Annotated in this window: 12 protein-coding genes; 6 read left to right on the top strand and 6 right to left on the bottom strand. The window is 53.2% G+C overall.

The genetic code is table 11. The features are described 5' to 3' along the window. Window positions 1-229: 229 nt before the first annotated feature. The 3 genes from J7M22_12990 to J7M22_12980 all read left to right on the top strand — a co-directional run bounded on the left by J7M22_12990 (window position 230) and on the right by J7M22_12980 (window position 3,874). On the top strand, window positions 230-2,923 hold the full coding sequence (locus tag J7M22_12990) for a pyruvate, phosphate dikinase (protein MCD6507524.1): 2,694 nt from the start codon (window positions 230-232) through the stop codon (window positions 2,921-2,923). A 149-nt stretch (window positions 2,924-3,072) separates the two neighbouring features. Then, on the top strand, window positions 3,073-3,468 hold the full coding sequence (locus J7M22_12985) for a nucleotidyltransferase domain-containing protein (GenBank protein ID MCD6507523.1): 396 nt from the start codon (window positions 3,073-3,075) through the stop codon (window positions 3,466-3,468). Next, on the top strand, window positions 3,428-3,874 hold the full coding sequence (locus tag J7M22_12980) for a DUF86 domain-containing protein (GenBank protein ID MCD6507522.1): 447 nt from the start codon (window positions 3,428-3,430) through the stop codon (window positions 3,872-3,874). The genes J7M22_12985 and J7M22_12980 overlap by 41 nt, the downstream gene beginning before the upstream one ends. Window positions 3,875-4,075: 201 nt before the next feature. Here J7M22_12980 and J7M22_12975 read toward each other — a convergent pair whose 3' ends face one another. Beyond that, entirely contained in the window at window positions 4,076-4,828 is a 753-nt protein-coding gene (locus J7M22_12975) for a DUF3108 domain-containing protein (protein MCD6507521.1), read from the bottom strand. A 225-nt stretch (window positions 4,829-5,053) separates the two neighbouring features. Between J7M22_12975 and J7M22_12970 the strand changes: the two genes are divergently transcribed. From J7M22_12970 to J7M22_12960, 3 genes are read left to right on the top strand one after another with little or no spacing between them, the layout of a single operon-like run. Further along, window positions 5,054-5,509 (top strand): PTS sugar transporter subunit IIA, encoded by a 456-nt coding sequence (locus tag J7M22_12970; GenBank protein ID MCD6507520.1) that lies wholly within the window; start codon window positions 5,054-5,056, stop codon window positions 5,507-5,509. Further along, window positions 5,502-6,698 carry a cation:proton antiporter gene (locus J7M22_12965; GenBank protein ID MCD6507519.1) on the top strand — a complete coding sequence of 399 codons (1,197 nt, stop codon included), beginning with the start codon at window positions 5,502-5,504 and terminating at the stop codon, window positions 6,696-6,698. The genes J7M22_12970 and J7M22_12965 overlap by 8 nt, the downstream gene beginning before the upstream one ends. Window positions 6,699-6,713: 15 nt before the next feature. Continuing rightward, a complete protein-coding gene (locus J7M22_12960; protein MCD6507518.1) occupies window positions 6,714-7,040 on the top strand; it encodes a hypothetical protein in 327 nt (108 codons plus the stop codon). Here J7M22_12960 and purL read toward each other — a convergent pair. From purL to rlmD, 5 genes are all read right to left on the bottom strand, one after another. Further along, window positions 7,027-9,414, bottom strand: coding sequence for a phosphoribosylformylglycinamidine synthase subunit PurL (gene purL / locus J7M22_12955; protein ID MCD6507517.1), 2,388 nt, complete (start codon window positions 9,412-9,414; stop codon window positions 7,027-7,029). The genes J7M22_12960 and purL overlap by 14 nt on opposite strands. 132 nt (window positions 9,415-9,546) lie before the next feature. Continuing rightward, complete coding sequence (locus tag J7M22_12950; GenBank protein MCD6507516.1) at window positions 9,547-10,320, bottom strand: sugar phosphate isomerase/epimerase; 774 nt, start codon at window positions 10,318-10,320, stop codon at window positions 9,547-9,549. A gap of 12 nt (window positions 10,321-10,332) precedes the next feature. Continuing rightward, a complete protein-coding gene (locus tag J7M22_12945) occupies window positions 10,333-11,232 on the bottom strand; it encodes a Gfo/Idh/MocA family oxidoreductase (protein ID MCD6507515.1) in 900 nt (299 codons plus the stop codon). 53 nt (window positions 11,233-11,285) lie between these two features. After that, complete coding sequence (locus J7M22_12940) at window positions 11,286-12,317, bottom strand: Gfo/Idh/MocA family oxidoreductase (protein MCD6507514.1); 1,032 nt, start codon at window positions 12,315-12,317, stop codon at window positions 11,286-11,288. Next, the gene (gene rlmD / locus J7M22_12935; GenBank protein ID MCD6507513.1) at window positions 12,310-13,536 is read right to left on the bottom strand and encodes a 23S rRNA (uracil(1939)-C(5))-methyltransferase RlmD; all 1,227 of its coding nucleotides are present in this window, start codon (window positions 13,534-13,536) and stop codon (window positions 12,310-12,312) included. The genes J7M22_12940 and rlmD overlap by 8 nt, the downstream gene beginning before the upstream one ends. Window positions 13,537-13,666: the final 130 nt, after the last annotated feature.

Below are 13,666 nucleotides of genomic sequence, written 5' to 3'. Positions count from 1 at the left end.
CAAGGGTGGTCTGACACCGCCCGGCCTAATGGCCAGACCGGGAACGCCGGTTCCCGGCCCGATGGGGTAAAGGACTATACTTCGACGGAGTATAGTTAAACCCTAACCTTAAAGTTCCCTGTGGGAACCCCACGTGTTTTAGCCGTGGGAGGATGTCAGAAATCAGGGCCCAAATTGTAAAATAATGCGCGGCCCAATTTACGTTTATCACCGCAAAAGGAGGAAGTAGATGGCAGCGAAGTACGTATACTTCTTCGGCCGTGGGAAGGCTGAAGGCAACGCTAAGATGAGGGATCTTCTTGGAGGAAAGGGCGCCGGACTCGCTGAGATGACCAACATCGGAATCCCCGTCCCGCCCGGCTTCACCATCACCACCGAGGTTTGTAAGCTTTATTACGAAAATAACAAGCGATATCCGGAAGGTCTTAAGGAACAGGTTGAGGAAAACCTTCGTAAGGTTGAACAGATCATGGGGGCCAAGTTCGGAGACCCCGAAAATCCGCTCCTTGTCTCCGTTCGCTCAGGAGCCCCGATCTCGATGCCCGGCATGATGGATACGATCCTGAACCTGGGCCTCAACGATGATACCGTCCAGGGATTGATTAAAAAGTCCAACAACCCCAGGTTCGCCTATGACGCCTATCGAAGGTTCGTCCAGATGTTCGGAAACGTCGTGTTGGGCATACCACACTCCAAATTCGAGGAGCTTATAGATCAGAAGAAAGAAGAGAAGGGCGTCAGATTCGATACCGATCTGGACGCCGAGGACTGGAAGGATCTGGTCGGCAAGTTCAAAAAGCTGATCAAGGATGAAACCGGCAGGGATTTCCCCGAAGATCCTCAGGAACAGCTTTGGATGGCCATCAACGCCGTCTTTGAATCGTGGAACAACGAGAGGGCGATCATCTACAGGAAGATCCACAACATACCCGACGATTTGGGCACGGCTGTCAACGTCCAGACGATGGTCTTCGGCAACATGGGCGACGATTCCGGCACAGGCGTCGCCTTCACGCGTGATCCGGCTACCGGCGAGAAGAAGGTCATGGGCGAGTTCCTCATCAACGCCCAGGGCGAGGATGTGGTCGCCGGAATCCGAACCCCTCGACCGGTGGAGGAGCTTAAGGAGGTCATGCCGGAGGTCCACGAGCAGTTGATGCGGGTGTGCGAGACGCTGGAGAGGCATTACAAGGACATGCAGGATATCGAGTTCACGATTCAAAACGGCAAGCTCTTCCTCCTTCAGACCAGAACCGGCAAGCGCACGGGGGCGGCTGCCATCAAGATCGCCGTCGATATGGTGAGAGAGGGCCTGATAGATAGGGAGACGGCCCTTCTCAGGGTTGATCCGATGGCCCTGGATCAGGTGCTACATCCGATGATAGATCCCAACGCTGAGGTCGAGGTGATAGCCAAAGGCCTTCCGGCTTCTCCAGGGGCGGCCGTCGGAAAAGTGGTCTTCGACGCCAAAACGGCCGAGGAATGGGCCTCAAACGGCGAGGAGGTGCTTTTGGTCAGGCCTGAGACCTCGCCGGAGGATATAGGCGGGATGCACGCGGCTCAGGGGATTTTGACCTCGCGCGGCGGGATGACCAGCCACGCTGCCGTGGTGGCCAGAGGTATGGGAAAACCCTGTGTCGCCGGGGCCGGTGAGGTTCTGGTCGATGAAGGCGCCCGCACCTTCAGAGTAGGCGATATCGTCGTCAAAGAGGGCGATTACATCACCATAAACGGCACAACCGGCGAGGTTATCCTCGGAAAGGCTCCCCTGGTTGAGCCCCGGATAAGCGGCGATTTCGAGACGCTGATGAAGTGGGCCGATGAGTTCCGCCGTCTCGGCGTCCGGACGAACGCCGATACCCCTAAGGACGCCAAGGTCGCCAGGGAATTCGGCGCCGAAGGGATAGGGCTATGTCGTACCGAGCACATGTTCTTCGAGGGCGATAGGATCATCGCCATGCGCGAGATGATCATGGCCAAGGATGCGGAGGGTAGAAGGGAGGCGCTTGCCAAACTCCTGCCCTATCAGAGGGAGGATTTCATCGGCATATTTGAGGTCATGGACGGTCTGCCGGTCATCATCCGTACCCTCGATCCGCCGCTTCACGAGTTCCTGCCCAGACGAGAGGAGCTCCTCCAGCAGATAGCCGAGTTGAAGTTCGAGCTTGCAAACTCCAGCACGCTCTCCGATATGGACGAGAAACTCGCTAAGCTCAGAGAACTAGAGGAGGTGCTCGAAACGGTCGAGAGACTCCATGAGTTCAATCCGATGCTCGGCTTCAGAGGATGTCGTCTCGGCGTCTCCTATCCGGAGGTGACCGAGATGCAGGCTAGAGCCATATTTGAGGCCGCCGCCGAGGTGGCAAAGCGCGGGATCAAGGTCATACCCGAGGTGATGATACCGCTCGTGGGTAACGTCAAGGAGCTCCAGATGCAAAAAGAAATAGTCGACAGGGTCGCCGAGGAGGTCATGCGTGAGAGCGGCGTGAAGTTCGACTACATGGTCGGAACCATGATCGAGGTGCCCAGAGCCGCCTTGACGGCCGATGAGATCGCCGAGGTGGCGGACTTCTTCTCATTCGGAACCAACGACCTCACCCAGATGGGGCTCGGAATGAGCAGGGACGACGCCGGCAAATTTCTCGGCTTCTACGTCGAAAGCGGCATCTATGAGAAAGACCCGTTCCAGTCGCTGGATCAGGTCGGTGTGGGACAACTCGTGGAGATCGGAGTTAAGAAGGGGCGTTCAACCAAGCCGGATCTCGAGATCGGTATCTGCGGCGAGCACGGCGGCGATCCCGACTCGATCGAGTTCTGCCATAAGGTGGGGATGGATTACGTGAGCTGCTCGCCGTATCGCGTGCCCATAGCAAGGCTGGCTGCCGCACAGGCGGCCATCAGGGAGAAGCAGGCGAAAGAATAGAGTATGGTAAACCATCCTCCAAATCAAGGGGCGGATGGCGATCGTTCGCCCCTTGATCAACTCCAATCCTCTCCTTCCAAATCCCGATCGGAATGTGTGATCTGTTCCTCATCGATCAATTAAAGGGATATTTCGGGAAAAGGAATGATGTGGCTTTCGCCTTTCTGTTCGGCTCCCAGGCTAAAGGAACTGCTACACCGAGATCAGATGTGGATGTGGCGGTGTATTTCTATCCGAAGAGGCGCAGGCCGATAGAGTTCGAGGAGGAGATCTACTACGAGGGTGAAGAGGAGATCTGGTCGGATCTGGAGGAACTGCTGAATAGAGAGGTGGAACTGCTGGTTCTGAACAGAGCCCCCGCTACGGTAGCGGATAGCGCTATAAGGGGGATACCCATACTCATCAATGATCCGGGGTTATATGTCGATTTCATGCTGGTGGTAACCTCCGAAGCCATCGATTTCAGGGAGATGATGAAGAGGGATTTCTTGGAGAGATTAAGGTATGAGAGAAGAGCTGAAAGAGAGATTAATAAGACACCTTAGATTCCTGGAGGAGGAACTCAGCGATTATCCTCTGTTCGAGTCACTATCATGGGAAGAGTATAGCACTAACCGTAGCAAACGAAGGGAAGTAGAGAGATGGGTGGAAAACCTGGTGAATTCCTCGATCGACATCGCCAAGCTTATCCTATCCCTGGAAGGGATTGAAGTGCCTCAAACTTATAGGGCAATCGTCTTCCTTCTCGGTTCAGTGGAGGGATTCGACAAGCGAAATACTGAGGAACTCGCTAGATATGTAAGGTTGAGAAACGTGATAGCACATGAATACCTTGATGTCAAATGGAACTCGATCAGAAGATTCATCCTCCAATCTGAAGCTTTATACGGAAGGCTAGTCGACGAAGTGAGAAAATACCTGGGAGAACTATTGGATGAAGAGACCTCTTAACTCAGTATCACATCCTCGCCCAATACGCTTTTTTACCGGCCTCCAGCTTTTTGAGTGCTATATCTCCCTGTCCATCTTAAGCAGGTTCTGGCGTGTTCTCCAGAAGAGAAATCCGGCCGTGGCGTCGCCTCACGTGGTGACTATCGCCCATCTCTCGACATATTTATAAATGATGAATCTGAGCCTGTGTTTGATTCATGATCAGTTCACCTTTTCTAAGATCCCCACGATTTTCCCCAACTTGGTGCGAGCCTCTATCTTGACGGGAATCCTACGATCATCGTCCGTGAGCCAAAGTTTATGTCCGCTTGAAGAACACAGGACGATGGTGCGCACCTTACCCAGAACGGTCTTGACGGTTTCAACGCCGGTCATTCTCACAGTGATTATCTGAACCTTTTTTCTCAGGAGGAGGGGAAAGGTATAGGGTTTGCCCAGCTCGATCGCTTTGGCCCTAACCAGAAACAACATGGAGAGCTCGTCCTGAACGTCAGGTGGAACCTCGATCCGCATGGCTTTCCCTTTCTCCTTCATAACCGCTATTCCATCATCGGGATCGAAATCGATCTCCACATGTGCCCTGAACTTCCTATCCACGATCTCCTTCTTGTAAAGGATCGGCCTGAATGTCTCGGGATCGATGTAGCTCTCCCTCGAATCCCTGAAATAGTAGATCTTAGAGAAGAAATCGTTCGTCTGAGATGTCGATTTAACATGGATCACATCCCGACCATCGATCCTCTCCACGCTGAGCGTCTGTAATATCTGCCATCCGGCCGGTATGCCCAAGACCTTCGCCTTGAAGATCAACCGCTCTCCGAGTCTGAAGGGTGAGGAATCGAGGGTGGGCTGTTCTGAAAGGGGGAGAACCTCCTCGGCGTGCATTGGGATCGATGCGATTATTGAAAGGGAAAGAAGGGCGATCCTAATAAACCCCGGTTTTAAGGCAAGCATCTTCCCCTCCATAGGTAACTTGCCCTATATAACGAAACATTCGCGCTACAGGTTACACCACACCTGTGCCTTAGGTGCACTCCTGATCGTCCGGCTAACATGATAGCTGCATTTTTTGCATCTCGTTCCCCAGGAGGTATAGTTAAGGTTAGTGTTGACGGTGTGTCGTTAATGGCATAGAATTTGCGAAACCACCGCCGAAAAACGTCTGGCGGAGATGTAGCGATGAAAAGCCTTGTCGAGCTTATATCGCCTGATAGAATCGTCGCCCTTAAATCCAAAACCAAGGAGGAAGCCCTGCTGGAGCTTGTCGATGTGATATCGAAATCGCATCACATAAAGGATAAGGAGGAACTGCTGAAGGCTATCCTGGAGAGGGAGAGGATAATGAGCACGGGGATAGGATTGGGCATCGCCGTGCCTCATGCCAAGTTGGACTCCGTCTCCGACTTCGTCATAGCCATGGGCATCTCAAAGGAGGGAATAGAGTTCAACGCCCTGGACGATAAGCCGGTGCACATCATCGTCATGATAGCGGGGCCGAATCAACAGGCGATGTATCTGAGAACATTGGCGAAGGTGACGCTGCTCTTGAAAAACGAGAGGATCAGAAGGAAGATCATCAACTCCAAGTCGCCTGAAGAAGTGATGGAGATAATTCGGAGTTTCGGAGATGAATGACCTTCTGGAACTGGCGATCTTATTGCTTTTGGGGCTCTACGTGGCTAAGGGTGCGAAAGCCCTTCGCACTCCCCAGGTGGTAGGATATGTTATAGCAGGCGTCATCCTGGGCCCCTCCGTCATAGGTCTTTTAAGCCTGGAAGGGTCATTACGATACGATATCGTGACCTCAGTTACGCTTGGGATCATAGGATTCGTGATAGGAGGCGAGCTGGCGCTCAGAAACCTCAGAGGGCTGGGGAAGGCGATCGCGTGGATAGTTCCGCTTGAGGCCAGTTTCGCCCTTTTCCTGGTCGGCCTCGGAACCTACGCTCTCACACGTAACGCCCCCCTTTCAATTCTCCTGGGAGCCCTGGCTTCGGCGACCGCTCCGGCGGGGACGGTGGACGTGCTTCAGGAGTATAAGGCCAAAGGCCCTGTAACAACTACCCTCTACGCCGTTGTCGGCCTCGATGATGCCTTTTCGCTGATATCCTACGGGTTCTGTCTTCCCTTAGCTAAGTTTTTCATCTCAGGCGAGCCGATGAGCCTGCAGGGCGTTGTGTTGACTCCACTTCGGGAGATAACCTTGGCCATAGCTCTGGGAGCGGCGGCGGGCGCGATAGCGGTCCTCCCCGCAAAATGGCTCAAACACAGAAATGAACTGCTGGCCTTCACGCTCGGAATTATCCTGCTGATAAGCGGCACAGCCGTCAAATTTCATCTCTCCCTGATACTCGCCACGATGTCCATGGGTGTGACCATGGTGAACCTGAGATACGCCGTATGTCGCAGGATGATCGAAGTTCTAAACGATTTCGCACCGCCGATCTACGTGCTCTTCTTCGTCTTAGTCGGAGGTAGACTCGATATATCCCTCCTGCCGAAGATGGGTTTGGTCGGGCTTGCCTACATCGCGTTGCGCGAGTCGGGAAAATATCTGGGGACATATCTGGGGGCGACGTTCGGTAAAGCTGATCCGAAAGTGAGGAAATACGCCGGGCTAGGTCTCTTTTCCCAGGCAGGTGTGGCTATCGGACTGGCCCTTTCAATATATCACGAGCTGATTCAGGCGGGTAGTCAGAACGCTGAGCTCGGAAAATACATAATAACGGTGATAACGGCGACCACATTTGTCGTTCAGATTATCGGTGCCCCTTTCGTCAAGCTGGCCATAGTCAAGGCAGGGGAGGTCGGCAAAACGAAATGAGTTTGGGAGAGGAAGATGTATTACCTGATAATCCATCTCTATCAAGATAGGTTTCAAGATGATGTGATGCTCGCCCTCACGGCCGAAGGGGTGGGGGATAGTCTTATCATCGATGCCGTCAATATGAGAAATGTGCTCGCCTTCGAGATGCCCATATTCGCCGGATTTAGAGCCGATCTGAGCAGAAGAAAAAGCTACGCCAAGCTCATCCTGGCCGTGGTTCCGGACGAGGAAACGATAAACAGAATCGCCGAAACGCTGAAGATAAGCGGCATGAACATCAGCGATCCGGAAATCTGCAAGATAACCTATTTTCCCGTGAAGATACTTAGGGGAAGCTGAGCGTCGATTTCCAGACCCGCTTCATCTCCCATATGTCGGAACTGATAACGATCCGTCCCGTTCTCCCCTTAACGATGAACCTCTCATCACCCCTCACACGGCCGATTAACCCAAGCGGCACGCCGTTCATAACTCTCTCGAGCTCCTCACGCTTTTCCGGTTTCACCTCGACGATGAAGCGGCTGTTGGATTCGGAGAAGAGGATGAAATCGTCCCTGTCGATCTCCTCCCCTAGAGGGACCGAGTGAAGTTCGATCTCCGCTCCCAATCCGCCGGCGAAAGCCATCTCGGCTACAGCAACCCCGATCCCGCCCTCAGAGCAATCATGACACGCCATCACGAGCCCGCCCTTGATAGCGTCATGTAGTTTCAACATCACGTTTTTCCCGATATCAGGTCTGACCTTGGGAACAGAATTACCGGTATATCCGAAGAGATCAAGATAATGAGAGCCACCCATCTCATTATAGGTCAACCCGACGACATATATCAGATCGCCCTCCATTTTGAAATCCATGCTGACGATCTTCGTCACATCCTCGATAACACAGATAGCGGAGATGAGAAGGGTTCCGGGTATGGCTATCTCCTCGCCCGTCCTCGTATCCCGGTATTCGTTATAGAGGCTATCTTTGCCTGAGATAAAGGGCGTCCCGTATGCGACAGCGATGTCGTAACAAGCTTTTGCGGCTCTGACCAACCCTCCCAATCGATCTGGTTTATCGGGATTCCCCCAGCTGAAGTTATCTAGGAGAGCGGTTCTCCCTATGTTTCCGCCGACGGCCGTGATGTTACGAAGCGCCTCATCTATGGCCGAGGCGGCCATCCAATATGGATCTATATCCCCGTATTTCGGATTGATCCCGTTTGCAACCGCTATTCCCTTCCTAGATCCCAGAACGGGCGTATGGACGCAGGCATCTCCGGGCCCGTCGTTCTCCCTGCCCTGAAGCGGTTTGAGTATACTCCCACCCTGAACCTCGTGATCATACTGTCTTATCACCCACTCCTTGCTGGCGACGTTGGGTGAGGAGAGGATCTTCAGAAGACATGGCGTCAGATCCTCGGGCTCGGCGAAATCCGGCTCGGGATATCGAGGTTTAACCCAAACGGCCCTTTTTTTGACGTTCGGCCTGCCATGGTGTAGGAAGTCCATATCGATGTCGGCCACCACCTCATCCCCATACATCACGACCAACCTCTTGGTGTCGGTGAACCGGCCGATGACGGTGGCTTCGACGTCCTCGGCGGCGAAGACATGGATCAGCTCCTCGACCTTTTCGGGCGGCACGGCCAACACCATCCTCTCCTGCGCCTCTGAGAGCCAGATCTCCCATGGTGCAAGCCCTTCGTATTTAAGCGGGACCCTTTCAAGATGCACGATCGCCCCTGTTTCGGCCCCCATCTCTCCCACAGCCGACGAAAGCCCCCCGGCGCCACAGTCCGTTATGGCCGAATAAAGCCCCCTGTCCCGCGCCTGGAGCAGTGTATCCACCATCTTCTTCTCGACGATCGGATTGCCTATCTGCACGACGCTTCCGAGTCCCTCGGAGCTTTCATCCAACTCCAAAGATGCGAAAGTCGCCCCATGTATTCCGTCCCTTCCGGTTCTGCCGCCTATCACCACTATCAGGTCTCCGGGGGAGACCTCCTTGGAGCTTCGGTCTTTCGGTATCAGCCCGACGTTGCCACAATAGACGAGCGGATTGCTGACGTATCGGTTGTCAAACAGTATCGCTCCGTTAGCGGTGGGAATTCCCATCCGGTTGCCGTAATCCCGTACGCCTGCCACCACACCCTTGAGGATCCGTTTGGGATGTAGCACACCTCTGGGAAGCCGATCGTATGGATAATCGGGCATTCCGAAACAGAAGACGTCGGTGTTCAGGATGGGCTTCGCCCCCAATCCGGTTCCCAATGGGTCTCTGATCACGCCGCCGATCCCCGTGCCCGCTCCTCCATAGGGCTCTATCGCCGAAGGGTGATTGTGAGTTTCGACCTTGAAGGCGAGGTTGTAATTCTCATCGAACTCGATTATCCCCGCGTTGTCCGAGAAGACTGAAACACACCATGGTTTGTTTATCTCAAATGTGGCGCGCATGATGGTCGATTTTAACAGGTTATCTATCAATTTCGTTCCGTTTTCATCCATATATTCGATAAGTCCGCGAAAGGTCTTGTGAACACAATGCTCCGACCAAGTTTGAGCGATCGTCTCCAGCTCGACGTCGGTCGGATTCCTGCCCAACCTCAGGAAGTAATTCTGGATCGTCCTCATCTCGGCGAGGTTCAACGAGAGCAGCCCTTCCCTGCTTATCCTCATCAGTTCCTCATCATCTGCATCTAGGATCGGGATCACATTGACTTTTTCCATATCCCATCTCCTCGGAAAGCTGGGATATTATACCATAGAGATCATGTCGGAACAACCGCTCGTGTTAAGTGATCGCAGGGCCGGACATTCAAAGGGAATGCCCGGCCCTTACTCCCTATCTTCGTTCCCCGTCTAGCGGATCACGCTTTTGAGATACTCGACGAACTTCGGCACGCCGGTCATGGGGTCTTCGGACTCCTCATATTCTATCGAGATATAGCCCTTATAACCTGCCTCCCTGAGGATCTCCGATATCCTGGCGAAATCGGCTTTCTCCCGCTTTCCGGTCTGTGGGTTAAGAATGGTCACCTTCGCGTGAGTCGTGACGGTATAGGGAGCCACCTCAGCTATTTCTTTGTAGGGGTCCGTCCGGAAGTTCCCTGTATCCAGATTTATCCCGAGCCATTCTGAACCGACGGCGTTGTAGATCTTAAGCACCTGCTCGGCCGTTGAGGTTATACCGCCGTGATCCTCAAGCGCCAAGATAACCCCCTTAGGGGCGGCGTATTCCACACACTCCTTGAGAGCGTCCACCACCCATCTGAAGGCTTCATCCTCGGTATGGCCCTTCGGGACTCCGCCAGCAAAGACCCTTATGCAGGGCGCACCCAGGTGGTAGGAGATATCCACCCATTCCTTAACCATCTCTATCTGTCCACGCCGTTCCTCCGGATCGGCCTTGCAGAAGTTATTCCCGACGGCCGTTCCTGAGATATCCAATCCTCTCAGGAACACCTCTCTTTTGAGCTTATTGAGGTAATCGGTTTCAGTTGTCGGGAAGTAGTAGGCAGTTAGCTCCACTCCGTCAAGGCCCATCTCGACGGCTTTGTCCAAGAAATCCTCAAGCGACATCTCTCCGCCCGTCAGATACTGGCGGAAAGAATATGCACAACAGCTTATCTTCATCTCGCATCCTCCTTATCGGATCTCCAATTTCACCGGTTCCCCACCTTTTTGGGAGGATTTCAGGGCGGCCTCTATGAAGGCGACGATCTCCAGGCTTTCCGAGATATCTATCGGAGGTTTGCCGGTCTGAAACATCTCCACGACCCTCTTCAGAAGCTCCCTGTATATGTAAGCGGTATTGATCTGAGAAAGCAAGATTCGATTTTGGCAGAAGGCGGAAAACCCATAGCCGCTTGCCCCTTTACGGATACCTCTGACCGTTCCGACCTTCCCGTCCTCCCAATGGCCTACCACCACGTCGGTTCCCTCATCCGAGATGCAGGTCACATATTCACAACCTGGCCCCATCAGGGCGTATAAGGTCTCAACCCCGTGGATGCCATAATGGAACAGACCGGGGTTTCTGGAATGCTGCGGCGCGGGGCTATATGCGTCAACGCCCACCACGTCTCCATACTTCTCCCTCTTCGCCTTGACTTCTTGAACCTCAAGGGCGTATCTGAGGGAGGATGAGGAGAAAAGGGGAACTCCCTTTTCGTTAGCGAGCTCGGCTAGTTTCTTGGCCTCATCGAGCGAGCAGGTGAAGGGTTTGTCTATAAAGGTGGGGATCCCGGCCTCTATGAAGGGCAAAGCCCTCTCATAGTGAACGCTGCCGTCCACGGATTCCACCATCACGGCGTCTATTTTACCGATCATCTCCTCAGGCTTATCCACCAGCTCGACGCCGTACTCCTTCAGCTTCTCCGTAAACCCGGGTATTCTCTCCGGGGATATCTTCGATTCCCCCGGACATCCGATAATCACTTTTGCGCCTTCAACCCACTGTTCCTCATCTATGTCGATATGATTGAGCCTCTGGGTGAAGGCGACAACATGTGACGTGTCGAAATCCACCAAACCTACTTTTATCATCGTCTGAACCTCCTTATAACGGTCTTTTTCCCTCCTAACTCCTCATCTCTCGTTTAAATCGTGACCGGCTGATGTTTCTCACCGGATTCATATGCGGCGGTGATGATCTGAAGGGCTTTCAAGCCATCCTCGCCCGTCACAGGGGGCTTATCAGCGCCGGAGAACACAGCTTCAGCAAACTCCTCGATATAAAGGGTGCGTGGGTTCCCAATCCGCGGTAGTTGGACCTCGTTCCATTTCCCTAGCTCAAGCCCTTCCACCGGGAGCGTCGTATAGATCCGAAGCGGGGTTCCAAGAACTATCTGTCCATCTTCGCCGAAGATCCTGTCTCCGAAATCCCCCTTACCCCTAGCGCAGGAGCTTGCATCTATGGAACCGATGGCGCCGTTATCGTAACGGATGATCACATTTATCCAATCCTCCACTTCCACGGGTGTGACAAAGGTGTCGTATTCGGCATAGACCCTGATGGCCTCAAGACCTGTGATGAACCTCATCACATCGATGTTGTGTACGGCGTTCATGATCAATATACCACCGCCGCTCTGATCCTTTTTAGTCCGCCAGTCGGTCTTGACCCTTCCGGAGTATCCGCCGTGCCAATATGAGGCGGGTTTATCGCCCATAGCGGACATCTTCAAAGCTATCACATCCCCGATCGCCCCTCGCTCGATTAACTCCTTCGCCTTACGAACATCCGGACGATACCTCATGACGAAACATACGGAGAGAAGCACGCCGTTCCTCTTCGCCGCCTCAATCATATCCTGGGCCTGTTGTAGATTGACGGCTATCGGCTTTTCCACCATGACGTGTTTCCCGGCGTCAGCTGCCTTGACGGAGATGGGAGCATGTAGGTAATGCGGAGTGGCGATATAAACGGCGTCCACGTCTGAATTCGACAGCATCTCATCCAGGTCGATCGTGTAGGCGGCTCCATATCTATCCGCTAAATCCTTCGCCACCTCCCCTTTGACATCCATCGTCATAACTATCCTCGCGTTGCGGGCATCGGCGATGCTATGAGCATGTGAGACCGCTATCTCACCGCATCCGATTATCCCAATCTTTAACTCCCTATCCATTTCTGTTCCTCCTTCTCCTTTTTCCCGGGGGACGCCTTTTGAGGATAGCCAGGGTCTCGATATGATATGTCTGGGGAAACATATCATATGCTCGGATCGGCCTTTCAAGCTCATACTCATCGCATAATCTCTTTAAGTCCTCAAACTGGGTGATCGGATTGCATGACATATAGACGATCCTATCCGGGCCGATCCGTTTGATCCTTTTTATGATCTTACGCGAAAGCCCCGGGCGGGGTGGGTCGACAACTATCACATCAAACCTAACATCCTTTTTCAGATATTCGCCCACATCGCTAGCGTAAAATCTGACGTTTTCGATCCCGTTGAGCTTCGCGTTTTCCTCTGCAGCTTGAACGGAGAAATCGGCTATCTCCACCCCTGTCACGTGATCGCAGACATCGCTTATGTAGACCGATATTGTGCCTATGCCGCAGTAGAGATCCAGCACCCTACCGTATACCCATTCTCTGATGTCTTCATATGCCTTCCAGACAAGAAGCGGATTGCTCTGGAAGAAGACGTCCGGTTTGATCATGAACCGATACGGTCCGACTTTCTCGGTGATATGGGGCGCTCCCAGATTTAGGATCGGCTCGCCATAGGAGTGATCGCTCAGCCCCTCATGCTTGAGCCAGTAGACGCTTTCAGACCGATCGAGCGCCTCTTCCAAGAGCCGAACCAGTTTTTCCCTCTGCCTTACATCCGGAGGCGAGGCGGAGGTGAAGATCACCATCAGCTCATCCGTGAACTTAGCTTCCCTCAGAACCACATATCTCAGAAATCCCTGATGCTCCAGGAAATCATAGTCTTCTATTCCAAGCTCCCTCACCCTCCTTTTGATGAATCTCAGCAGATCAAAGGCATGCGGAGATATGAGGTGACATTCGTCGAGATCGATCACCTCGGCGTAGTTGCCCCTTCTTCTAAGTCCGATCTTCCCGAAAGCACAGACGAAATCCATCCTATGCCTGTAATAGAGGGGTTGAGGCGACGGGATCACTATCCCTTCCAGCTCGAACCGATCTCCGAAGAGCTCCCTTAGAAATGAAAGTTTCATGCGCAATTGATCCTCATAAGAGATATCCTGCATGTAACATCCCCCACAGCGTCCGAAATGGGAGCAGATGGGATCGACCTTGGGGTATTCACCTTTTAATCTATCGAAGAACCTTCGCACGCTTTTGGTAGATGGGAATTTGCTTCTCTCTCTGCTCATCCGATCACCCTATCTTCTGAGGCTCAAAACCATCTTAATCATACCAGGATTTCCGAAGGAGTTCAACACCAACTTTTCCGATCTCCGGTTGCCTTCGCTTGACTTTTCCCCTCAGAAGCACGGCCGGTTC

The organism is Candidatus Poribacteria bacterium, from assembly GCA_021162805.1.
Classification (GTDB): Bacteria; Poribacteria; WGA-4E; order B28-G17; family B28-G17; genus JAGGXZ01.
Note: the sequence above shows the minus strand (reverse complement) of the source record. Positions and strands in the feature narration are given on the sequence as shown.